The organism is Pseudomonas rustica (assembly GCF_049959085.1).
GTDB lineage: Bacteria > Pseudomonadota > Gammaproteobacteria > Pseudomonadales > Pseudomonadaceae > Aquipseudomonas > Aquipseudomonas rustica.
In genome coordinates, this window is sequence record NZ_CP188200.1 from 2,398,615 (window position 1) to 2,423,580 (window position 24,966).

15 protein-coding genes and 1 pseudogene are annotated in these 24,966 nt (G+C 59.5%); 14 read left to right on the forward strand and 2 right to left on the reverse strand.

What is annotated here, in order from left to right; translation table 11 throughout:
- The first annotated feature begins 22 nt into the window (after positions 1-22).
- Together ACP3TY_RS11090 and pgm are read left to right on the forward strand one after the other, a co-directional pair.
- Positions 23-1,423, forward strand: coding sequence for a PLP-dependent aminotransferase family protein (locus ACP3TY_RS11090; protein ID WP_212549456.1), 1,401 nt, complete (start codon positions 23-25; stop codon positions 1,421-1,423).
- A 106-nt stretch (positions 1,424-1,529) separates the two neighbouring features.
- Positions 1,530-3,176 (forward strand): phosphoglucomutase (alpha-D-glucose-1,6-bisphosphate-dependent), encoded by a 1,647-nt coding sequence (pgm, locus tag ACP3TY_RS11095; protein ID WP_282358184.1) that lies wholly within the window; start codon positions 1,530-1,532, stop codon positions 3,174-3,176.
- Between the two features lie 286 nt (positions 3,177-3,462).
- On the opposite strand, the gene ACP3TY_RS11100 is transcribed toward pgm, so the two are convergent.
- Positions 3,463-4,158: a pirin family protein gene (locus ACP3TY_RS11100; RefSeq protein ID WP_426619967.1), complete on the reverse strand. Its 696-nt coding sequence runs from the start codon at positions 4,156-4,158 to the stop codon at positions 3,463-3,465.
- 235 nt (positions 4,159-4,393) lie between these two features.
- Here ACP3TY_RS11100 and ACP3TY_RS11105 point away from each other — a divergent pair.
- Positions 4,394-6,875, forward strand: a pseudogene (locus ACP3TY_RS11105) (UvrD-helicase domain-containing protein).
- A 58-nt stretch (positions 6,876-6,933) separates the two neighbouring features.
- On the opposite strand, the gene ACP3TY_RS11110 reads toward ACP3TY_RS11105, so the two are convergent.
- The gene (locus tag ACP3TY_RS11110; RefSeq protein WP_053120469.1) at positions 6,934-7,206 is read right to left on the reverse strand and encodes a DUF1652 domain-containing protein; all 273 of its coding nucleotides are present in this window, start codon (positions 7,204-7,206) and stop codon (positions 6,934-6,936) included.
- Positions 7,207-7,470: 264 nt separating this feature from the next.
- On the opposite strand from ACP3TY_RS11110, the gene ACP3TY_RS11115 reads away from it, so the two are divergent.
- From ACP3TY_RS11115 to ACP3TY_RS11165, 11 genes are all read left to right on the forward strand, one after another.
- Positions 7,471-8,286 (forward strand): helix-turn-helix domain-containing protein, encoded by an 816-nt coding sequence (locus ACP3TY_RS11115; protein ID WP_426619968.1) that lies wholly within the window; start codon positions 7,471-7,473, stop codon positions 8,284-8,286.
- A gap of 52 nt (positions 8,287-8,338) precedes the next feature.
- Positions 8,339-9,745 carry an NAD(P)/FAD-dependent oxidoreductase gene (locus ACP3TY_RS11120; protein ID WP_426619969.1) on the forward strand — a complete coding sequence of 469 codons (1,407 nt, stop codon included), beginning with the start codon at positions 8,339-8,341 and terminating at the stop codon, positions 9,743-9,745.
- A gap of 42 nt (positions 9,746-9,787) precedes the next feature.
- Complete coding sequence (locus ACP3TY_RS11125) at positions 9,788-10,132, forward strand: cupin domain-containing protein (protein ID WP_212549460.1); 345 nt, start codon at positions 9,788-9,790, stop codon at positions 10,130-10,132.
- 55 nt (positions 10,133-10,187) lie between these two features.
- Entirely contained in the window at positions 10,188-11,273 is a 1,086-nt protein-coding gene (locus ACP3TY_RS11130) for a polyamine ABC transporter substrate-binding protein (RefSeq protein ID WP_053119952.1), read from the forward strand.
- Between the two features lie 474 nt (positions 11,274-11,747).
- Positions 11,748-13,214: a serralysin family metalloprotease gene (locus ACP3TY_RS11135; RefSeq protein WP_282357843.1), complete on the forward strand. Its 1,467-nt coding sequence runs from the start codon at positions 11,748-11,750 to the stop codon at positions 13,212-13,214.
- A 92-nt stretch (positions 13,215-13,306) separates the two neighbouring features.
- Positions 13,307-13,729, forward strand: a complete 423-nt coding sequence (locus ACP3TY_RS11140) for an AprI/Inh family metalloprotease inhibitor (RefSeq protein WP_282357842.1) — start codon at positions 13,307-13,309, stop codon at positions 13,727-13,729.
- Between the two features lie 203 nt (positions 13,730-13,932).
- A complete protein-coding gene (locus ACP3TY_RS11145) occupies positions 13,933-15,708 on the forward strand; it encodes a type I secretion system permease/ATPase (RefSeq protein ID WP_426619970.1) in 1,776 nt (591 codons plus the stop codon).
- The gene (locus ACP3TY_RS11150) at positions 15,705-17,054 is read left to right on the forward strand and encodes an HlyD family type I secretion periplasmic adaptor subunit (protein WP_426619971.1); all 1,350 of its coding nucleotides are present in this window, start codon (positions 15,705-15,707) and stop codon (positions 17,052-17,054) included. The genes ACP3TY_RS11145 and ACP3TY_RS11150 overlap by 4 nt, the downstream gene beginning before the upstream one ends.
- 2 nt (positions 17,055-17,056) lie before the next feature.
- Positions 17,057-18,427, forward strand: a complete 1,371-nt coding sequence (locus ACP3TY_RS11155; RefSeq protein ID WP_426619972.1) for a TolC family outer membrane protein — start codon at positions 17,057-17,059, stop codon at positions 18,425-18,427.
- Between the two features lie 283 nt (positions 18,428-18,710).
- Positions 18,711-21,662, forward strand: a complete 2,952-nt coding sequence (locus ACP3TY_RS11160; RefSeq protein ID WP_426619973.1) for an autotransporter domain-containing protein — start codon at positions 18,711-18,713, stop codon at positions 21,660-21,662.
- 165 nt (positions 21,663-21,827) lie between these two features.
- The gene (locus ACP3TY_RS11165; protein ID WP_426619974.1) at positions 21,828-24,914 is read left to right on the forward strand and encodes an autotransporter domain-containing protein; all 3,087 of its coding nucleotides are present in this window, start codon (positions 21,828-21,830) and stop codon (positions 24,912-24,914) included.
- Positions 24,915-24,966 lie beyond the last annotated feature (52 nt).

Here is a 24,966-nt window from a genome sequence, read left to right on the forward strand (position 1 = left end):
CAATGCCTATAGATGAGGGCTCATGAAGGTCTTGCGTGAAAACGATTTTGCTTACCAAGCGGTGTACCGCTACCTGACGTCGGTGATTAACGAGTCCGACGCCGCTGGCGCCATGCGATTGCCGTCGTTGCGCCAATTGGCGGATCGCTTGAAGGTGTCGATCTCGACCATTCAATACGCGTATTCGCTGTTGGAGAAGGAAGGACGGGTTTACTCGATAGCCAAGTCTGGTTATTACGCAAAAGCCCGCTCGCTCCTGGTGCCGCCGGCCAATGGCAGCGATCTGCTAGAGGCTGTCTATGTCAACGCCCGGCGCCCGGGCATGTGCGTGTTGAGCACCGACGATCCGGCGTCACTGCAGCCGCTGGACAGTCCTTTGCTGATGCTGGAAAGGGAGTTGCTGCGGCAATACCCGCGCCAGCCACAATTGTTGCTGCAACCTTGTGGTGAACTGGAATTGCGCACGGTTCTGGCGGCGCGCTACACCACTTCATCGACTCATTGCTGGCACGCCGATGACGTCTACATCGGCGCTGATCTACGCGCCGTGCTGGAAATACTCATCGCCGTGCTGGAATTGCGCCAGGCCACGGTTCTGGTCGAGTCACCCTGTGACTGGGTGATCCTTCGTCTTTTCGAGGCGGCCGAGGTACGCGTCATCGAGTTGCCGTTACAGATCGATGGCGCACTGGATGCTCAATGGCTGGCGTCGTTGCTCAAGACTGAACCTGTGCGACTGATTTTATTGTCTTCGGCATTGAATCTGCCGCATGGCAGCGCCGCGCCGACGGCCAATCGGCAATTGATTGCAAAATTACTCGCGGAGCAGGGCACCTGGGTATTGGAAAATGACTGTTGCAGTGAGCTGGCAGACGAGCACGATGGCCAGCGGTTACGCGACTGGCTGGATCCCGAACGCTTGCTGGTGTTTTCCGCTTTCGACAAGATCATCGGCACCGAAGCCCCGTACGGTTTCGTCCTGTCACGTCAGTGGCGAAGCGAATTGCAACGGCATTTTCTGCTGCGCTCGTTCCGCTTGTCGGTCACTCGGCAAAAAGCCATCGCGCGGTTGTATGCGAGTGGGCGTATCGATCAGCATTTGCTGGTGTTGCGACGGTTACTCAAGGAACGCCGAACCCACCTGATTCAGCTGTTGCGCGAGCGTTTGGGCGATGCCTTGCAGATAGTCGAGCCACAGGGCGGGGCGACGGTGTGGGTTCGGTCGCTGCGGACGGTGAACATGAGCGAGGTGTTTCATGACTTGCTCAGGCAACAGGTCGTGATTGCCCCCGGCGAGTTGTTCAGCCTGCATCGACAGCACGCGCAGCACTTGCGCTTGAGCGCGATCAGTCACAGCGATCATGATCTGGCCAGCGTGGTCGGGCTTGTCGGTGACGCCTTGCGCCTTGCGCCTGCCGAGTGACGTTAGAAAACTTCTGCGATGTGCCGGATACATCCCATCGCACTGTGGTCAAACTGCCAGTAAACTGCGCTGTATTTCCTGAACCACTCGATCTCAGAGGTTTTGCATGACACTCAGTCCTTTTGCGGGCAAACCGGCACCGGCAGAATTGTTGGTCGATATCCCGCGACTGGTAACGGCCTATTACACCGGCCAGCCTGATGCATCGATTTCCACCCAGCGTGTTGCCTTCGGCACGTCCGGGCACCGGGGCAGTTCCTTTGATTTGAGTTTCAATGAATGGCACGTTCTGGCCATCAGCCAGGCAATCTGCCTGTACCGCGAAGCCCAGGGCATCACCGGCCCGCTGTTTGTCGGCATCGACACTCACGCATTGTCGACCCCGGCCGGGGCGAGCGCGCTGGAAGTACTGGCCGCCAACGGCGTGACCGTCATGATCGCCGAAGGTGATGAATACACACCAACGCCGGCGATCTCCCACGCGATTCTTTGCTACAACCGTGGCCGTACCACTGGCCTGGCGGACGGCGTGGTTATTACGCCATCGCACAACCCGCCACAAAGCGGCGGCTACAAATACAACCCAACCAACGGCGGCCCGGCCGATACCCACATCACCAAGTGGATCGAGTCCAAGGCCAACGAGTTGCTGGCGAACAAACTGGCGGGCGTGAAGCGCATCAGCTACGAGCAAGCGCTCAAGGCCAGCACCACGCACCGCCATGATTACCTCAACACCTACGTCGCCGACCTGATCAACGTCATCGACTTCGACGCCATTCGTGACGCCAAACTGCGTCTGGGCGTGGATCCGTTGGGTGGAGCAGGGGTGCGCTATTGGTCGGCGATTGCCGAGCACTATCGTCTGGATCTGGAAGTGGTCAACAAAGAAGTTGATGCGACCTTCCGTTTCATGACCGTCGACTGGGATGGTCAGATTCGCATGGACCCATCGTCCAGCCATGCGATGCAAGGTCTGATCGGTCTGAAGGAGCGTTTCGATGTGGCTTTCGCCTGCGATCCGGATCATGACCGCCACGGCATCGTCACGCCGTCCGGTGGTTTGCTGGCGCCGAACAATTACCTCGCCGTGTCCATCGATTACCTGTTCCAGAACCGTCCGCAATGGCGCGCCGATGCTGGCGTGGGTAAAACCGTGGTGAGCAGTGGCTTGATCGATCGCGTGGCCAAGCGTCTGGGTCGTCGTCTGTACGAAGTGCCAGTCGGCTTCAAATGGTTCGCCGACGGTCTGTTCGACGGCTCGCTGGGTTTTGGCGGTGAAGAGAGCGCCGGTGCATCGTTCCTGCGTAAGGATGGCGGCGTTTGGAGCACTGACAAGGACGGTCTGATCCCGGCCCTGTTGGCAGCGGAAATGACTGCCCGTACCGGTCGCGACCCGAGTCAGGCTTACCGTGCATTGACCGATGAACTGGGCGAACCGTTCTCGGTGCGCGTAGACGCCAAGGCAAATCCGGAACAAAAGGCTTTGCTGAGCAAGTTGTCGCCGACGCAAGTGACCTCGACTGAACTGGCTGGCGAGAAGATTCAGAGCATTCTGAGTCATGCGCCGGGCAATGATCAGGCGATCGGTGGTTTGAAAGTGATGACCGAGAACGGCTGGTTCGCGGCGCGTCCGTCGGGCACTGAGGACATCTACAAGATCTACGCTGAAAGCTTTATTGGCGACGATCACCTCAAGCAACTGGTGGCAGAGGCGCAGACGCTGGTGGATGGGGCGATTTCCACGAAATAGTGGCAATCACCACAACGCCTGTTGTGGTGTTTTAACTGTGGTGTAGTGATTTAACTGGGTGTAGCGATTTAAATGTGGCGAGGGGATTTATCCCCGTTGGGTTGCGAAGCGACCCTCGCTTTTTAAATTGCTGGGGGCTGCTGCGCAGCCCAACGGGGATAAATCCCCTCGCCACAGATAAATCCCCTCACCACAGATGAATCCCTTGCCACAAAGTATTTCAAGCAGAGAGCGCATGTAAAAAAAGGGGTGACCCCATTGGTCACCCCTTTTTCATGCCTGCCACTTAAGCCAGATCAACCAGCACAATCTCGCTGTCTTCAATCGCCGTGACCGTCAACACTCGCTCTTGCGCAACCGCCACACCGTCCCGCGCTTCTGCCCGCAAACCATTGACCTCAATCACGCCAGTCGCGGGTACCAGATATGCCCGGCGCCCTTCATCCAGACGATACTCCGCCGTTTCCCCAGCCTTGATATTCGCTGCTACCAAACGCGCATCGGCGCGAATCCGCAGGCTCTGATCATCGCCGTCCTTACCGCTCGCCAGCGTCACGAAGCCTTCACGCAGGCCTTTCGGGAACGGCTTGGCACCCCACGACGGCGGTGCGCCAGTCTCGGTCGGCAAAATCCAGATCTGAAAGATCTTGGTGTCACGCGCCTCCAGGTTGTACTCGCTGTGCGCAATACCGGTGCCAGCGCTCATCACCTGCACGTCGCCAGCCTCGGTGCGGCCCTTGTTGCCCAGATTGTCCTGGTGGGTAATTGCACCTTCACGCACATAGGTGATGATTTCCATGTCGCGATGCGGGTGCTGCGGGAAGCCTGTGCCAGCGGCGATCACGTCGTCGTTCCACACCCGCAGGTTGCCCCAGTTCATGCGTTGCGGATCGTAGTATTCGGCGAACGAAAAATGGTGATGGGCATCCAACCAGCCGTGATGGGCGCCGCCCAGCGAGCTGAAGGGTCTGAGTTCGAGCATGATCGTCTCCTGAAAACGAGGTTTATGACGGCCATCATCCATCAGCCAAACATCGATAAAAAGCGTAAAAACTGCGGCATTACCATCGAATCAGTCGATAGAAAATAGCGTTGAAATGATTAAGCACAACCTTCAATTAATCGCCTAAACCAATGACCTGCAAGCATTTCGCTAGAACTCGACGGCAAATGCAGACACCATAGAGTCAACAGCCTCACACCCTGGAGTCGTCAGCGTGGCGCAACACACCCCCGATCTACCTCCCGAACTTCGTCCTCTGGCCGAGATGCCTTGGTTAAAGCGTTTGGCCGCGCGTTTCTTCGGCCACGGCCTGACCCATTTACGCGCTCAACACCGCGCGTCGTGGCTGCATGGCCAGGCCGACGGCTTTCGCAGCGGGCACACCGCTGGCGTTGAATACGGTTTTAACGAAGGCAAGCTTGAAGGGTTGGAGGAAGGCCGTCAGGTTCTGCTGATTCGCGACAGCCGCAACACCGAGCATCGACCGCCGAGCATCGACAACCACTTGTTCGATGATTGGCGTTTGCCACTAACCGCCGAACTGAAGAAACGCATCAAAGCCGATGTCGCTCGGTTGCTTCCCGAAAAGGCGCAACCGAGTGCCGCGCAATGGAAGATGATCTTCAGCGAAACGCCGTCCACTTCAGTGGTTGCCGGCGCCGGGGCAGGCAAGTCGACCACGCTGGTGCTGCGCATTCTGCTGCTCACGCACTATCTGGGTTTTGAGCTGGATTCGATGACCGTGGTGACCTTCACCCGTGAGTCGCGCAAAGACTTCATCAATAAGCTGATGGAAATGTTCGCGCTCTGGGATCAGGCCTTGAGCCCGAAACAGGCGCGCGAACTGGTGCGCACCTTTCACTCGCGCATTTTGCCGATGGTGCGCAGCCTGCCGGGGTTCGAACGCCTGCAAGCCTTCGAAAACCTCAGCAATCGCCCGCAGGGCAGCGATGAAGAGGTCGACAGCAACCCTTTCGACCTGCGCATCAACGACGCCCAGCGTCAGCAGCTCAATGCCTGTTATCACCGCCTGTTTACTCGCGATGAACATTTCCGCGAATTGATACAGCCGCTGTCTCGCGCGGCGTTGCAGCTTAAAGAGCTGGAACGCGATCACCCGGACGTGCAGAGACGCGTGGCGGTAACCGAGCTGGCGGCCAAGCGCGACGAAGAACTCTGCGACGCCATCGAGGATCTATGGTTTCGCGCGGGCGCCTGGCCGATTAAAGGCATCGAACCGAACCGCCAAACCTTCGACATCAATGGCGCTAAATTCCATACCCATGGCTACATCCCAAGCCTCGACGCGTGGGTGGTACTGGGCTTTGATCCGCGCGAAAACGCCCAGATTTGTCGGCCAAACGCCAAGCTCTCTATCCGCGCTGAATGGGCGGTTAAGCGCACCCTGTTTCAAGCTTTCTGTCGTAAACCATTGATATGGATAGATTCCTACGAGTCATCGAGGCGCGTATTGGCCACGTTGGCCGGTGATGCCAGCGCGGGTCCGGGCTTTGATTACAAGGTCAAAGGCGAACTCGCTTCCGCGCCGCTACTCGATTGTTTCGTCGCCGCCGCAGGCTTTATCGAGAACCTGGGACTGGACGTGCCGGACGCCGTAGGCCGTAGGCCGCATGAGTTTCGCCAAGGAAGACCCGGACCGGTTCTTTTTCGAGGCCTTGAGCCTGTTCTGGCGTGCGCTGGAAGATCATCTGCTGGATCAGAAACCGCCGGTGATGACCTACAACCGCATGTTTGCGCTGTTCAGCGAACACTCGCCGGAGAACCTCAAGTTGCTCAGCGATGAGCTGCTGCGACCGATGTCGCACCTGATGATCGACGAGTTTCAGGACGTCTCGCCACAGATCGTCTCGTGGATTCGCGCGAGTCTCACGGAGATTCGCAGCCGAGGCCCGGCCATGCATGTCGGACGTGGTGCGCAACGCTCGTCGTTGCTGTGTGTGGGTGATGACTGGCAGTCGATCTATGGCTGGCGGGGCAGTTCGCCGAGTTATTTCATGGAGTTCAACAAGGAATTCCCGTCGCCGAGCACCACGCGGGTCATGCTCAGCGACAACTATCGCAGCCACCAGCACATCATCGACGCCGCCGAGCACATCGTTCGCGCAGCGCCGGCGATCCCCGGCAAGAAAGCCAAGTCCAGCGGCGAGCCCAAACCACTACAACCGGTTAATGTGCTGGAGCGAGATGACCAAGGTCTTGGTCAGCGCCTCGCCGAACACTACCGTCAGGGCGATTCGATCTTGATGCTCTATCGAAAAAGCAGCGATAAGTTATTGATAGAGCAGCACATTCAGTCTGTAGTTAATGTGGATTCGAGCTTGCCATATGAAGCTCGGCGCCTGAAACAACTGACCTATCACAGCGCCAAAGGCTTGCAGGCCGATGCGGTGTTTTTGCTCGGCGATTGTCAGCACTTGACCAGTTCGCCGTACAAGAATCAGGTTTACCGCATGGCCGGTCTAGGCAAAAGCGGCGACAGCGAGCCTTACGACAGCGCGCAAAAAGACGAAATCCTGCGCCTGGCTTATGTCGGCATCACCCGTGCCGTCAGCCATTGCTATTGGTACGTCGAACCACAGGAAAGCCAAGCGGTGAATATGCCGCGAGCGTCCGAGCGGGTGGCCAAAGGCAAGGCGTTCTTTGTCGATCACCGCGCAGAAAGCCAAACCGCCTGAAACCTTCGCCCACAAAAAAGCCCGCTTAACGGCGGGCTTTTCTTTGTTAATCAAAAGCTTATGCATAACTCCTGAGGGATTCAGGCGGTATGAAAGCTTCAAGCTCATCCTCCACCGCTTCAATCATCCGCTCGACATCCGCAGCATTCATCACCGTTGCACACGGGATGCCGGCGATGGCGATCAGGGTTTCGCCGCTGGCGCGATCAAACAGACGCGCGACCATGCTGCCCGGCGCGTCCATCGTGGCCTCGAAACCCATGGGATGAAAATGCCAGCGCATCAGCTGGCAAGCGTTGGGGAACGTGACTTTGCTTGACCCTTTATTCATGTTGTTGCCCGCCTTCATCATCGAGCGTTTCCTTTTGCTCATGGTAGGTGGGAAGAGCCTTCATTGGCTCAACCAGTGTCAGGACTTAAAAGTAGCATCCGGATGTGAATTTTCTGTGAGATTTTTCAGTTCATTTGGCGATTGCGACCGGTTTTTTGATGTGCGTCACGCCAAATGCACTTATCGCCAAATGGCCACTATCGATTGGCCATTGCTGCCCGAGGCGAAGTTGGGCAAGCTCGGTTTCTTTTCGCCGAGCCTTTTATGCACGCCGACGACGACGGCCCACAACATACCGAGGCCACGGCCGCCACGGTCATGCGCTATCACCTGAGCTGGAAACACCGCGATCTGGACGCCGTCATGGCGCTGTATCACCCGGACATCGAATACAACGACTTCTTTCAGAATCGCGTGCTCGGCCTCGACGACCTGCGCGAGTACGTGCGTGTCAGCATGCCGCGAGAATCCGACGAAGCGCTCGAGCATTGCGACCGCATTCGCGTCGACGGCAACACCGCGTTCATTCAATACGAAGTGACATTGCGCGGCGGCGACGGTTTGGTGTCGTTCCGCTCCAGTGAAGCGATCACGGTCAAGGACGGACTGATCTGGCGCGTCAACGAATACGCCTCACTGGTGCGTGCACAGGCAGGTGGGACTTCGGCGTCGAATCAGCGCCCGGCGGTCAGTCGTCTGGGCTTGTCGCCACGGCAACTCAGCTTCATGGCCGAAGATCTGCAGCAATACTTCGAAAAGCAGCAACCGTATCTCGATCCCGCACTCGACCTGCAGCGAGTGGCGAAGGAGTGCGGGTACAGCCGCAATCAGATTTCTTACCTGCTCAATCAGGTGTTGGGGCAAAGCTTCTATCGCTACGTAAACCAGGCGCGGTTGCAGCATTTGTTGCGCTCGCTGGATGGCGCCACGCCCCCAGTGCGCATTGATGAGCTGGCCTTCGCCGCCGGCTTCAACTCGGTGTCGGCGTTCTACAGCTGTTTCCGTCAGCACACTGGCCAGTCACCGAAGGCCTACGTCAAACAAATTTCTTTGCGGGCACGCGCGCAAGACAACGCTTAAGCCCACGCACTAGGATCGACGCCATCGAAGGTTTTCAGTGGCGGAGTCTTGCATGCCGACGTGGCGCACTATCAGTTTGTGGATGGATCAACTCGACGAGCCGCTGACCGCGCGGCCCGAGTTGACGCAGGATCTCGACGTTGACGTGGCGATTATCGGCGCGGGGTACACCGGGCTGTGGACGGCGTACTACCTGAAGAAACTCGCCCCCGGTCTGGACATTGCCATCGTTGAGGCGCAGACCGCCGGGTTTGGCGCGTCCGGTCGCAATGGCGGTTGGTTGATGGGCAATCTGCTCGGTGAAGATCGCTTGCTCGCCGGACTGTCACCGGAACAGCGCCGCGCCTCGTTTGATCTGCTGCACAGCATTCCCGATGAAGTTGAAGTCGTCCTCGAACGTGAAGGCATCGACTGCGATTATCGCAAGGGCGGCGTGTTGTATTGCGCTGCACGTTACCCGGAGCAGGAAGCCACGCTGCGTGAATACCTGGCGAAACTGCACGCCCAAGGCCTGAACGACAATGACTACCGCTGGCTCAGCCCCGAGCAATTGGCGCAGCAGATTCGCGTGGCCAAGCCTTACGGCGGCATTTACGCGCCGCACGTGGCGACCATTCACCCGGCGAAACTGGTGCGTGGTCTCGCGCGGACCGTGCAAAGCATGGGCGTGAAGATCTACGAAAACAGTCCGGTCACGCATTGGCAGTCCGGCAGCTTGCGCACCGCCAAGGCCAGCGTGCGCAGTCGCTGGATCGTCCCGGCCGTTGAAGGTTATTCGGTGACCTTGCCGCCGCTCGGCCGTTATCAATTGCCGGTGCAAAGCCTGATTGTCGCCACCGAACCGTTGTCCGCCGCCACGTGGGATGAGATTGGCCTCAATCGCGGCCAGGCTTTCAGCGAATTCAGCCGTCAGGTCACTTACGGCCAGCGCAGTGCCGACAACCGCCTGATCTTCGGTGCCCGTGGCGGTTATCAATTCGCCGGCAAGCTGCGCCACAACTTCGATCTGACCCGCGATGAGGTCGAACTGCGCCGTTATCTGTTCGGCGAACTGTTCCCGCAACTGAAAAACGTGCAAATCACTCACGCCTGGGGCGGCAACCTCGGCATGTCGCGGCACTTCAAGCCGCACATGCTCTGCGATCGCGCCAACGGCATCGCGCTGTCCGGCGGTTATGGCGGTGAGGGCGTCGGTGCGAGCAACCTCGGCGGCCGCACCCTGGCGGACCTGATTCTTGAACGCGACAGCGAACTGGTGCATCAGCCGTGGGTACTGCCGGACGGCGGCATTCATGCGCTGCGCGCCTGGGAACCGGAGCCGTGCCGCTGGCTCGGTTACAACGCGATCATCAAAAGCTTCGTCCATGAAGACCAGACCCTGGCCAATCCGGCGACCGCGCCATGGCGGCGCAAACTCGCCAGCCAGGTGGCCGGTTTCATGGAAGGTTTCATGCACTAAACGTCGATTGATTTTAAGAACGCCCAAAAGACAGGTCAGACCATGAGCATTACCCAGTTCAAAAACACCGCGACATTGCACCTCGACGAATCCAACCCGGTGGCCGTTCCTCTCGGCGAACCGATCGCCATCGCCTCAACCACCAGCGTCGAGCGCGACGACGGCGTCGAAACCGGCGTCTGGGAATGCACCCCGGGCCGCTGGCGCCGGCAGATCACCGCGCAGGAGTTCTGCCATTTCATCTCCGGGCGTTGCACGTTCACCCCGGACGGTGGCGGCGAAACCCTGCACATACAAGGTGGCGACGCACTGATGTTGCCGGCCAACACGCTCGGTATCTGGGACATCGAAGAGACCGTGCGCAAGACCTATGTACTGATTTTCTGATCGTTTGATCCCTTTGATTGCCTGCCAACAAAAAAACCTACACAGGAATCGACCCATGATCCGCAAGACCCTCGCTCTGGCACCGCTGATGCTGGCCGTTTCCCTCGCTCAGGCGGCGGACACGGTCAAGGTATACAACTGGTCCGACTACATCGCGCCAGACACCACCAAGAATTTCCAAAAAGAAACCGGCGTTGGCGTTACCTATGACGTCTACGACAGTAACGAAACCCTCGACGGCAAGTTGATGACCGGCAAATCCGGCTACGACGTGGTGTTTCCGTCCAACCACTTCATGGCGCGGCAGATTCAGGGCGGGGCGCTGAAGAAACTCGACAAGAGCCAGTTGCCGAACTGGAAAAACCTCAACCCGGTGCTGCTCAAGGCGTTGCAGGTCAACGACCCGAACAACGAACACGGCTTCCCGTATTTGTGGGGCAGCACCGGCATCGGCTACAACATCGCCAAGGTCAAAGCCGTGCTGGGCGACGATGCACCGGTGGATTCCTGGGATCTGATCTTCAAACCCGAGAACATGGAAAAACTGCAGAAGTGCGGGGTAGCGATTCTCGACAACGGCCCGGAATTGCTCCCGGCAGCGCTCAATTATTTGGGCCTGCCGCACCACAGCAAAAATCCCGAAGACTACAAAAAGGCTGAAGCACTGCTGATGAAAGTGCGGCCGTACGTCAGCTACTTCCACTCCTCGAAATACACCAGCGACCTGGCCAACGGCGATATCTGCGTGGCAGTCGGCTTCTCCGGCGACATCCTGCAAGCGGAAAACCGCGCCAAGGAAGCCAAGAATGGCGTCGACATCGGTTACAACATTCCCAAGGAAGGCGCAGCGATCTGGTTCGACATGGTCGCCATGCCAGTCGACGCCCCGGACGAAAAGGCCGGGTATGCATTCATGAACTACCTGCTGCGCCCGGACGTCATGGCCGGCATCAGCAACTACGTGCACTACGCCAACGGCAACGAACAGGCCGACAGCCTGATCGACCCGGCGATCAAAAACGACACCAAGGTGTATCCGAGCCCGGAGATGATGGGCAAGTTGTTCGCACTGGAGGCGATGCCGCTGAATATCGACCGGATTCGTACGCGGGTCTGGAACAAGATTCGCACGGGTAGCTGATTCCAGACGTGCACAACCGCCTGTAGGAGCTGTCGAGTGAAACGAGGCTGCGATCTTTTGATTTTGTTGTTAAAGACAAGATCAACAGATCGCAGCCTCGTTTCACTCGTCAGCTCCTAAGTTAAATCGTCGACAGTTTCGTTGATATCAATACACTGGCACTGCGCTGTGAAAGTGCGGAAAAGTGAGACGCAGCTAACAGAACACAACTTACCGATATTTAATAATTAAATATAAAATCGTCAGACAATTAGGCGAAAGCCCGCAACTTTAAACATTCTTTAGACCTCGCGCGCTTTGTTTACGGCAGTTTTCAGAAACACTCAGATTTCATTCCAAAAAAATCCTTTACGGCAGATTTCAAATTGTGTCAGTTTTCTTTCGCCCTCAATGGGGCGAGTGATAGGACGATCTCGCCAGGGATCGCCGCTATCGGACAAAAACTGTTCCATTGCTAAACAAGGAAGTGTGTTTATGTCGAAAGTTAAAACCAATGCTATTGATGCTGCCGAACAGGCTTTCCAGCCGGTTGGTGCCGTTCAGCCACTGGCAGCTGCCAGTTCGGCCTGGAATCAGATCAATAGTTTCAGCCATCAATACGATCGTGGCGGCAACCTCACGGTCAATGGCAAACCCTCCTTCTCCGTCGACCAGGCCGCCACCCAGTTGCTGCGCGACGGTGCTGCCTACCAGGACAAGGACGGCAGTGGCAAGATCGAACTCACCTACACGTTCCTGACTTCTGCTTCGTCGAGCACGATGAACAAACACGGGATCAGCGGGTTCAGCCAGTTCAGCACCCAACAAAAAGCCCAGGCAGCGCTCGCCATGCAATCCTGGGCTGACGTGGCCAACGTGACCTTCACTGAGAAAGCCTCGGGCGGTGACGGCCACATGACCTTCGGTAATTACAGCGGTGGCCAGGATGGTGCGGCAGCGTTCGCCTATCTGCCAGGCACCGGCGCCGGTTACGACGGTACATCGTGGTACCTGATCAACAGTGGCTACACGCAAAACAAGAACCCGGATCTGAACAACTACGGCCGTCAGACCCTGACCCACGAGATCGGCCACAGCCTCGGCCTGGCTCACCCGGGCGACTACAACGCCGGCAATGGCAACCCGACTTACAACGACGCTTCCTACGGGCAAGACACCCGCGGCTACAGCCTCATGAGTTACTGGAGCGAGAGCAACACCAACCAGAACTTCAGCAAGGGCGGCGTCGAAGCCTATGCGTCTGGCCCGCTGATGGACGATATCGCGGCCATCCAGAAACTCTACGGTGCCAACACCAACATCCGTACCGGTGACACCACCTACGGCTTCAACTCCAACGCCGGTCGCGATTTCCTCAGCGCCTCGTCGTCGAGTGACAAGCTGGTGTTCTCGGTGTGGGATGCGGGCGGCAAGGACACCCTGGACTTCTCTGGTTTTACCCAGAACCAGAAGATCAACCTCAATGATGCCTCGTTCTCTGACGTTGGCGGCATGGTCGGTAACGTGTCCATTGCCAAAGGCGCGATCATCGAGAACGCCATTGGCGGTTCGGGCAACGATCTGCTGATCGGCAACAGCGTGGCCAACGAGTTGAAGGGCGGTGCCGGCAACGACATCATCTGGGGCGCCGGTGGTGCCGACAAACTGTGGGGCGGCGCCGGTTCGGACACCTTTGTGTTCGCAGCCAGTTCGGATTCCAAACCGGGTGCGGTGGATCAGATCCTCGATTTTGTCAGCGGTCTCGACAAAATCGACCTGACCGGGATCACCAACGGTGCAGGCCTGCACTTCGTCAGCAGCTTCACCGGCGCGGTGGGCGATGCCGTACTGACCTCGTCGGGCGGCAACAGCTTGCTGTCGGTGGATTTCTCCGGGCATGGCGTGGCTGACTTCATCGTCAGCACGGTTGGCCAGGCAGCGACCAGCGACATCGTGGCGTGATGTAGCCGGGGAAAGCGGCGTGTGAGCGTCGCTTTCTTTACTTGCATCGAATGATTCAGTGGGCAAGGCTACGTGCCGGAGCGAATATTCCCATGGTCAGTAAGGCTTTTACCTATAAGGCAGTGTCGTGGTTTACGGCAGCGCTCCTTATGATTTCTGGAGAAACAAGCATGGCAAGCAGCCTCAGACTCGAAGAACCCTCGGCATTTGCCGGCCATTGGCAGGCAACATTATCGGCTCGCGAAGATGCAGCGGATGCGCAAAAGCTCCAGGACAAACCGTCAAACACGTGTGGTGTTGAACTGGCGGCGAACAAAACCCTGAGTTCCACGTGTCTGGGCGCATGGCTGGAAGAAACTCCGGTGGGCTGGTTTCCCGATCCCGATGGCTTGTCGATCACCGGCAAAGAAGGTTCAAGGATTCAGTTTTTCAGTCGACAACGTAATGGGCTATATCAGACGACTTTAAAGTCGGGCCTGATCATTACGCTCGAACGTGCGGCGCAACAGCCGTAACTATCAAATTTACGACAGCGTTTTTATACAAAGCGCCACGGGCGGGCTATCAGCAACGCCTCGATGAACAACTGCGCCGTAATATTCGCCGGTAGTTGTTATGAAAGTGTAAGCGGTCACTTAAACAGTACACCTCGGTGAAGTGCCAATAATTAATAAAAGTCCTGCCAACGAGTGGCGGGAATATTTTCCAGGAAGAATCAATGAAGATGGCGAAGGCCCCAGCCACCGCTCCCTTATTCAAGGCATTGGCTGACTATAAAAGCATTCTGATCAGCGTCGGCTGCTTTACCGCGCTGATTAACGTGCTGATGTTGGTGCCCTCCATCTACATGCTCCAGGTCTATGACCGGGTGCTGTCGTCGCAGAACGAAACCACACTCGCGATGTTGTCGCTGATGGTCGTCGGCTTCTTTGCCTTTATCGGTCTGCTAGAGGTGGTGCGCAGTTTTATCGTGATCCGCATCGGCAGCCAGTTGGAGCGCCGTTTCAACCTGCGTGTCTATCAAGCCGCGTTCGAGCGCAACCTGTTCAAGGGCGAGGGCAACGCCGGGCAGTCGCTGGGCGATCTGACGCACATTCGCCAATTTGTCACCGGGCCCGCGCTGTTCGCGTTCTTTGATGCGCCGTGGTTCCCGGTCTATCTGTTGGTGATTTACCTGTTCAACGTCTGGCTCGGCGTACTCGCCACCGCCGGCGCGCTGCTGTTGATCGCATTGGCCTGCCTCAACGAATACATGACCAAAACGCCGTTGGGCGAAGCGGCCGGCTTCTCGCAGAAATCCAGCCAATTGGCGACCAGCCACCTGCACAACGCTGAAACAATTCAAGCCATGGGCATGCTCGGTGCGCTGCGCAAGCGCTGGTTTGGCGTGCACTCGCGGTTCCTCGGTTTGCAGAATCAGGCCAGCGACACCGGTGCGGTGATCAGTTCGCTGAGCAAAACCCTGCGTCTGTGCCTGCAATCGCTGGTGCTCGGCCTCGGCGCATTGCTGGTGATAAAGGGCGACATGACGGCGGGGATGATGATCGCCGGCTCGATCTTGATGGGCCGCGTGCTGAGCCCGATCGACCAGTTGATCGCCGTGTGGAAACAGTGGAGCGGGGCGAAACTGGCGTACCGTCGTCTCGATGCCTTGTTGCAAGCTTTCCCGCCAAGCGACGATGCCATGGCGCTGCCGGCACCGAAAGGCCAGATCACCTTCGAGCAGGTCAGCGCTGGCCCGCCGGGTCAACGCGCGGCGACGCTGCACTTGGTTAATTTCAATCTGGCGGCCGGCGAAGTATTGGGCGTGCTCGGTGCTTCCGGCTCGGGCAAGTCGACATTGGCCCGAGTATTGGTTGGCGTGTGGCCGACCCTTGGCGGAACCGTGCGCCTGGACGGCGCGGATATTCATCGCTGGAACCGCGATCAACTCGGCCCTTACATCGGTTACCTGCCGCAGGACATCGAGCTGTTCAGCGGCAGCATCGCTGAAAACATTGCGCGCTTTAGCGAGGCCGATCCGCAGAAAGTGGTGGCCGCCGCGCAACAGGCGGGCGTGCACGAAATGATTCTGCGTCTGCCACAAGGTTACGACACGCAGTTGGGCGAGGACGGCAGCGGTCTGTCCGGCGGTCAGAAACAACGTGTGGCACTGGCGCGAGCGATGTACGGCAACCCGAGCCTGGTGGTGCTGGATGAACCCAATTCCAATCTCGACACCGTCGGCGAAGCCGCGTTGGCCAGCGCCATTGCGCAACTCAAATCCCAAGGCATCACCGTGGTGCTGGTGACGCATCGTTCTTCGGTGCTGGCTCAGGCCGACAAATTATTGGTGCTCAATGACGGTCGTTTACAGGCCTTCGGCCCAAGTCATGACGTGCTCAAGGCACTGTCCGGCCAGCAAGAACAACAACGGGAAAAAGCTGCACAGGCACCGGGCGGGCTCAGCATGAGCCGGCAGTATCAGCCCACGACAAGGAATTCGGGTGTATGAGCAGCGCCAGCATGAACACTGAAAACGAAGCGAACATGGAACACGCCTACCTCAACGAGCGTCCGGAACGCGATGCGAAGTTCTTCGCGCGCCTGGGCTGGATTCTGGCGATTGTCGGCGCAGGCAGCTTCTTTACCTGGGCGGCGTTGGCGCCGCTGGATCAAGGCATTCCGGTGCAGGGCACGGTGGTCGTCTCGGGTAAACGCAAAGCCGTGCAGTCGATGAGCAGCGGCGTGGTCAGCCGGATTCTGGTGCGCGAAGGCGAGATCGTGAAGCAGGGGCAGCCGCTGTTTCGTCTCGATCAGACGCAGGTGGCGGCTGACGTGCAATCGCTGCAAGCGCAGTACCGCATGGCGTGGGCGAGCCTGGCGCGCTGGCAGGCCGAGCGCGACAACCTCAAACAAGTGACCTTTCCGGCTGAACTGAGCAACGATCCGGATCCGCGTCTGGCGCTGGTGCTTGAGGGCCAACGTCAACTGTTCAGCAGCCGCCGCGAAGCGTTCTACCGTGAGCAGGCCGGACTGCGCGCAAGCATCGAAGGCGCCACCGCGCAACTGGCAGGCATGCGTCGCGCACGCACCGACCTCAATGCGCAAGCCGCGTCGCTGCAACAGCAATTGAGCAACCTGCAGCCACTGGCCGACAACGGCTACATTCCGCGCAACCGCTTGATGGAATATCAGCGTCAACTCTCGCAAGTGCAGCAGCAACTGGCCGAGAACACCGGCGAAAGCGGCCGCGTCGAGCAGGGCATCCTTGAATCGCGCCTGAAGCTGCAACAGCACGGCGAGGAATATCAGAAAGAAGTCCGCACACAACTGGCCGACGCGCAGCTCAAAAGTGTGACGCTGTCCGAGCAACTGACCTCTGCCGGTTTCGACCTGCAACACAGCGAAATCATCGCCACCGCCGATGGTGTGGCGGTCAATCTCGGGGTGCACACCGAAGGCGCCGTTGTACGCCAAGGCGAAACCTTGCTGGAAATCGTCCCGCAAGGCACCACGCTGGAAGTGGAAGGGCACTTGCCGATCAACCTGATCGACAAAGTCGGCACGCACTTGCCGGTGGACATCTTGTTTACCGCGTTCAACCAGAGCAAAACCCCGCGTGTACCGGGCGAAGTCAGCCTGATTTCCGCTGACCAAATGATCGATGAGAAAACCGGCGCGCCGTACTACGTGCTGCGTACCCGCGTCAGCGATCAGGCCATGGAGAAACTCAACGGTCTGGTGATCAAGCCCGGCATGCCCGCAGAAATGTTCGTGCGTACCGGCGAACGTTCGCTGCTCAACTACCTGTTCAAACCGTTGCTCGACCGGGCCAACTCCGCGTTGACCGAGGAATAAGGATGTTCGGCTGTATGAATAAGCTTTCGATGCTGACGGCAGCGTTCGCGCTGTTGGCCGGCAACAATGCAGTGGCGGCGATGGGGCCGTTCGAGATCTACGAACAGGCGTTGCGAAATGATCCGGTGTTCCTCGGCGCGATCAAGGAGCGCGACGCCGGCCTGGAAAACCGTGCGATTGGCCGCGCCGGCCTGTTGCCCCGCGTCGGTTACAACTACAACAAGGGCCGCAACTCGTCGAAGGCTACCTCGCTCGACGAACGCGCGCGCAACCGCACCGATGACCGCAATTACAGCAGTTACGGCTCGACCCTGACCGTGCAACAACCGTTGCTCGATTACGAGGCCTACGCCGCGTATCGCAAGGGCGTCGCGCAATCGTTGTTTGCCGATGAAAACTTCCGCGGCAAGAGTCAGGAACTGTTGGTGCGGGTGCTGGATAACTACACCAAAGCCTTGTTCGCTCAGGATCAGATCGACATCGCCCAGGCGAAGAAAAAAGCCTACGAGCAGCAGTTCCAGCAGAACGAACACATGTTCCGCCAAGGCGAAGGTACGCGTACCGACATTCTTGAAGCCGAGTCGCGCTATGAGCTGGCGACCGCCGAAGAGATCGAGGCGCGCAACGAACAGGATGCTGCACTGCGTGAACTCGGTGCGTTGGTGGGTGTTGCGGTGGTGAACATCGATGAGCTGGCGCCGCTGGATCAGAACTTCCAGACCTTCGCGCTGATGCCGGCCAACTACGACACCTGGCACGAAATGGCGATCAGCAATAACCCGAATCTGGCGTCGCAGCGTCAGGCCGTGGAAGTTGCGCGGTATGAAGTAGAGCGCAACCGCGCCGGCCACCTGCCGAAGGTCAACGCCTATGCCTCGATGCGCCAGAACGAATCGGAAAGCGGCAACACCTACAACCAGCGCTACGAGACCAACACCATTGGTTTCGAAGTCAGCGTGCCGTTGTATGCCGGTGGCGGCGTGTCGGCCTCGACGCGGCAGGCCAGCCGCAGCATGGAACAGGCCGAGTATGAGCTGGATGGCAAAACCCGCGAGACGTTGATCGAGCTGCGCCGGCAGTTCAGTGCGTGCTTGTCGGGGGTGAGCAAGTTGCGTGCGTATTCGAAGGCATTGTCCTCGGCGGAAGCGCTGGTGGTCTCGACCAAGCAGAGCATTCTTGGCGGTGAACGCACCAACCTCGACGCACTGAACGCCGAGCAACAATTGTTCACCACCCGCCGCGATCTGGCGCAGGCGCGCTACGACTATCTGATGGCGTGGACGAAATTGCATTACTACGCGGGGACGCTGAACGAGCAGGATCTGGCGCGGGTAGATGAGGCTTTTGTGGTCGCGCAACAGCCCTCACCCTAACCCTCTCCCATAGGGAGAGGGGACTCATTGGGGGATGTTCAAGAAATACGGCGACCTGAGATTGCTTTACCGAATCCATAGTCGACGGGTTGTTTCAGGCCGGCGAATGAAGCAAGGCCATCTCGGTCGGCTCCCTCTCCCTCGGGAGAGGGCTGGGGTGAGGGGCAGCAACACCGCAATTCTCTGTAGGAGCTGCCGAAGGCTGCGATCTTTTAAGCTCAAGATCAAAAGATCGCAGCCTGCGGCAGCTCCTACATAACAACAAAAAAAGTGAGGAGTGAACATGGACGTACGCATCAAACCGGCATCAGTCGGCACCCTGTTGCTGGTGATTTCTACCGCGCAAGCCCAGGCCCAATACCTGGAAGCCGGCCAACCCGGCGACGCCGCCAGTTGGCGCACCAGCGAATTCCAACGCGACTGGGGCCTTGCGCGCATGCAGGCCGATCAAGCCTACGCCGCCGGTATCACCGGCCAAGGCGTAAAAATCGGCGCCCTCGATTCCGGTTTCGACTCAAGCCATCCCGAGTTCGCCACTGACCGCTATCACCCGGTGCAAGCCAACGGCAGTTACCTAAACGGCACCCCATTCAACGTCGACGGCACACTCAACCCGAACAACGATTCCCACGGCACCCACGTCGTCGGCACCATGGGCGCCTCGCGCGATGGCACTGGCATGCACGGCGTCGCGTACAACGCGCAAATCTACGTCGGCAACACCAACGCCAACGACAGTTTCCTCTTCGGCCCGAAACCGGATCCGCGTTATTTCAAAGCTGTTTACGACGCCTTGGCCGACGCCGGTGTGCGCGCGATCAACAACAGCTGGGGCAGTCAGCCGCCAGACGTCAGCTACCGCACGCTCGCCGATCTGCACGCCGCATACGCCCAGCACTGGAATCAGGGCACCTGGCTCGATGCCGCTGCCGACGTCTCTCGGCGCGGAGTGATCAACGTGTTCAGCGCCGGCAACAGCGGCTACCCGAATGCCAGCGTGCGTTCGGCGCTGCCGTACTTTCAGCCGGATCTTGAAGGCCACTGGCTGGCGGTTTCCGGGCTCGATCAAAGCAATCAGCAGAAGTACAACCAGTGCGGCCTGGCCAAATACTGGTGCATCACCACGCCGGGGGCGAAGATCGACAGCACCATTCCCGGCGGCGGTTATGCGATCAAGTCCGGCACCTCGATGTCGGCGCCGCACGCGACCGGTGCATTGGCGCTGGTGATGGAACGTTACCCGTACATGAACAACCAGCAAGCGCTGGAAACGCTGCTGACCACCGCCACGCAACTGGATGGCTCCGTCACCGACGCGCCGACCGAGCGAGTCGGCTGGGGCGTGGCCAACCTTGATCGGGCGATGCGCGGGCCGGGGCAATTGCTCGGTGCGTTCGACGCGAATCTGGGGGCAGGGCAGCGCGATGTCTGGAGCAATGACATCTCCGATAAAGCGTTGATCCAGCGTCAGAGTGAAGACCTCGCCGAGCACAACGCCTGGCAGCAAACCTTGCAGGACAAGGGCTGGCAGAACGGCGTGGCGGCGGGCGCCAGTCAGCAGGATCAGACCGATTACGCCGTGGGCATGGCGCGTGATGCTGCAGCGGCGAACCGCATTTATCAGGGCAGCCTGATCAAATCTGGCGGCGGCCAATTGATCCTTAGCGGCGACAATACCTATCGCGGTGCGACCACGGTCAATGGCGGCTTGCTGACGGTCAACGGTTCGCTGACCTCGGCGGTAACCGTCAACGACAGCGGCACCCTCGGCGGTTCCGGGCGGATCAATGCCTTGACCGCCAACAGCGGCGCTCGCGTGGCGCCGGGCAATTCCATTGGCACGTTGAACGTAGCGGGGAACGTCACGCTCGCGCCAGGTTCGACCTACGCGGTGGAATTGTCACCCACCAGCAGCGACCGCATCGTCGCCGGCGGCACAGCCACAGTCAGCGGCGCCACCGTCAGCCTCGCGCTGGAAAACAGTCCGACGCTGCTCAGCGCCACAGAAACCCGCAGCCTGCTCGGTCGCCAATACGACATCCTGCAAGCGGCCGGCGGCGTTCAAGGCCAATTCGCGGCAGTCGTGCCGACCTACCTGTTTATCGGTGGCAGTCTCGACTACGCCGCCAACGCGATTCAACTGAATATCGAACGCAACGCAACGACGTTCGCCAGCGTCGGCCAAACGCCGAATCAGCGTTCTGTCGCGGCGGCTGTTGAAAGCCTTGGCGCCGGCAGCTCGGTGTATGAAAGCCTGCTGCTATCGCCATCGGCGGCCTCAGCGCAACAAGCGTTCCAACAATTGAGCGGTGAAATCTACCCGGCTCTCGGTTCAGTGTTGATCAACGACAGCCGCCAATTGCGCGATGCGGTGGGCGAGCGTCTGCACGCTGCGTCGGCCACGCAAAACAACGGCTGGATCAAAGCCCTCGGCGCGTGGGGCACAACCGATTCCAGCCATGACACGGCGGGTTACAGCACCTCGATTGGCGGCTTGCTCGCCGGTGTCGACGGTGCGCTGGACGAGCAGACGCGCATCGGTCTGGTCACCGGTTACAGCGACAGTTCGCTGAGCATGGGCTCGGGCACGCACTCGTCGGCCAAGGTCGACAGCTACCACCTCGGCGCCTACGCCGGCCACGAAATCGGCGCCTGGCGCTTGAGCACCGGCGCGGCCTACAGCTGGCATCGCGCCGATGTGAAACGCGATCTGCAATACGGCGATGTCAGCGCCAAACAGAAAGCCAAAGTCGACGCGGCCACCACCCAGGTGTTCGGTGAGGCGGCGTATCGACTGCACCTGCAACCGTTGGCGTTGGAACCGTTCGCCAATCTGGCTTACGTGCATCTGGACACCGAAGGCTTCAAAGAGAAGGGCGATGCGGCGGCGCTGAAAAGCTCTGGCGATCAGCGTGATGCGGTGTTGAGCACGCTCGGTGTGCGCGCGATCAAGACGTTCAACCTGTCGGCGCAGCAGACCCTCGACGTCAGCGGGCACCTCGGCTGGCAGCACAGCTTGAGTGACATCGATGCTGAGCAGCACCTGCGTTTTGCCAGCGGTGGCACGCCGTATTCGGTGGAGAGTTCGGCGCTGGTGCGTGATGCCGCACTGGTCGGCGTGCAGGCGAGTCTGGCGCTGAGCCGCGATGTGCGGGTGAACCTCGACTACAACGGACAACTGGCCAGTCGCGAGAAAAGCCATGGCGTCGGGTTGAGCCTGAACTGGCAGTTCTAAAAGATCGACGCACACCTGATCGTTCCCACGCTCTGCGTGGGAATGCCTCTAGGGACGCTCCGCGTCCAGTGACGCGGAGCGTCACGGGCTGCATCCCCACGCGGAGCGTGGGAACGATCACAACGATACGGATTTTTTCGCAACATCACTAAGGAAGGTCGCTGGATGAATAACAACAATACACCCGCGCAATCGGGTGGCCGTTTTGCCTTGAAAACCCTGAATCTCGCGGTGCTGTGCGCACTCACCACCTGGGGCAGCGCACACGCCGCGCCTTACGTGGAAAGCGCTCGCGCGGGCGATCCGTCCAGTTGGCGCAGCGCTGAATTCAAGGCCGATTGGGGCCTGGGCGCGATCGGTGCCGATCACGCTTACGCTGCTGGCTACACCGGCAAAGGCGTGAAACTGGGGATCTTTGACCAGCCGGTGTACGCCGCGCACCCGGAGTTTTCCGGCAGCAACAAAGTCGTGACGCTGGTCACCAGCGGCATCCGCGAATACACCGACCCGTACATCCCGGTGAAGGCCGGCGATGCGTTCCGTTATGACGGTTCGCCCTCGGTCGGTTCCGACGGCAAACTCGGTGCCCACGGCACCCACGTCGGCGGTATTGCGGCGGGCAGTCGTGACGGCGGGCCAATGCACGGTGTCGCGTTCGCCGCGCAAATCATCAGCGCCGACAACGGTGATCCGGGCCCTGAAGACGGCATCGTTCGCGGCAATGACGGCGCGGTGTACAAGGCCGGTTGGGATGCACTGATCGCCAGCGGCGCGCGGATCATCAACAACAGCTGGGGCATCGGCATCACCGACCGTTTCGACCTCGGCGGCCGCGACCCGGCGTACCCGCATTTCACCGTCAACGACGCGCAAGTGCAGTTCAACGAAATCCGCACATTGCTCGGCACCAAACCCGGCGGCGCGTATGACGGCGCCATCGCCGCCGCGCGCAGTGGCATCGTCACCATTTTCGCTGCCGGCAACGACTACAACCTCAACAACCCCGACGCCATCGCCGGCCTCGGCTATTTCGTGCCTGAGATCGCGCCGAACTGGATCACCGTCGCCGCGCTGCAACAGAACCCGGATCTGGCCAGCGCCAATCCGTACGTCATCAGTACGTTCTCGTCGCGTTGCGGCTACACCGCGAGTTTCTGCGTGTCAGCGCCGGGCACGAAAATCTTCAGCTCGATCATCGAAGGCACCAACGCCGATAACTTGACCACCAGCTATAAAAATTACAACGGCACCTCGATGGCCGCGCCGCACGTCGCCGGTTCCATGGCGGTGCTGATGGAGCGTTTCCCGTACATGACCGGCGATCAGGTCGCGACGGTACTGCGCACCACCGCCACCGACCTAGGCGCACCGGGCATCGACGCCTTGTACGGCTGGGGCATGATCAACCTGCGCAAGGGTATCGACGGCCCGTCGATGTTCGTCACCGAGCAGGACATCCCCGAGGAATTCCGCGTCAACGGCGCCTACGGTTCCGGTCAGTTTGTCGCGGATTTGCCGGGCATCGGCGCGATCATCGACAAGGGCAAACCGACCGAGCGCGTTTGCAACGACATCACCTGCGGCCTCGACACCTGGCGCAACGACATCTCCGGTCACGGCGGCCTGACCAAGCAAGGCATCGGCACCCTGGTGCTGACCGGCAACAACAGCTACAGCGGCCCAACTCTGGTCAATCAGGGCCGACTGGCAATCAACGGTTCGCTGGCCTCCGAAGTCACCGTGAACGACAGCGGCATCCTCGGTGGCAACGGTCGCATCGGCGCCCTGACCGCGAAAAGCGGCGGCACCGTGGCGCCGGGCAATTCCATCGGCACGCTGAACGTGGCGGGTGACGTGACCTTCGAACGCGGTTCGACCTATGCGGTAGAAGTCTCGCCGACCAGCAGCGACCGCATCGTTGCCGGCGGCGCCGCGCAAATCAACGGCGCGACCGTCGCACTGTCGCTGGAAAACAGCCCGAACTTGCTGAGCACCAGCGAAGTGAAAAGCCTGCTCGGCACGCAATACAACATCCTCCAGGCAGCGGGCGGCGTGTCCGGCCAGTTCGGCCAAGTGTTGCCGAACTATGCGTTCCTCGGCGGTACGCTGGACTATTCGGCAAACGGCGTACAGCTGGAGGTTGGCCGCAATGGCGCGTCGTTCGCCAGCGTCGGTCTGACGCCGAATCAGCGTTCAGTCGCGGCGGCGGCGGATCGTCTCGGTGCCGGCAATGCGCTGTTCGAAACCCTGCTGCTGTCGCCTAACGCAGCGTCGGCGCAACAGGCTTTCCAACAGTTGTCCGGCGAGATTCATCCGGCCATCGGCACCTTGCTGATCAACGACAGCCGTTACCTGCGCGAAGCGGTTGGCGAGCGTCTGCGTGAGCGCGATCTGTTCAACGCCGACGCCCCGAAAAGCGAGGGCAGCAACGCCTGGGTCAAGGTGTTGGGATCGTGGGGCACCAGTGATGGCGGCAACAAGTACGCCGATTCCACTAGCTCGATCGGTGGCTTGCTCGCCGGTGTCGATGGCTTGATTGCTGAAGATACCCGTCTCGGTTTCGTTACCGGTTATAGCGACAGCTCTTTGAGCATGGGCAGCGGCACGCATTCGTCGGCCTCGGTCGACAGCTACCACTTGGGTGCGTATCTGGGGCATGAAATCGATGCCCTGCGCCTGACCGTTGGCGGCGCTTACAGCTGGCACCGCATCGATGCGAAGCGTGATCTGCAAATCGGCGATGTCAGCGGCAAGCAGAAAACCAAACGCGATGCGACCACTGCGCAATTGTTCACAGAAGCCGCTTACGATCTGGGCTTGCAGCCGATGAACCTGGAACCGTTCGCCAATCTGTCGTACGTGCATCTCAACACTGACAGCTTCACCGAGAAGGGTGACGCGGCGGCGTTGAAGGGCGGTGAAGACAATCGCGACGTGGTGCTGTCGACCCTCGGCGTGCGCGCCAAGCGCAGCTTCGCCCTGTCGGATCAGCATCAACTGGAACTGGGTGCGAGCCTTGGCTGGCAGCACAACCTGAGCAGCGTTGACGCTGACAGCCATCTGGCGTTCGCCAACGGCAACAGTGCGTTCAACGTGCAGAGCGTGTCGATGGATCGTGATGCCGCGGTGGTCGGCGTGCGTGCGGGGCTGGCGCTCAATCGCGATGTGCGGGTGAATCTGGATTACAACGGGCTGATCGGTTCGAACGAGAAAGACCACGGTGTCGGCCTCACGCTCGACTGGCAGTTCTAAAGCGTACCGGCAGCCTTGCAAAAGGCTGCCGGTTTAAAGGAAGAGAGAGCAC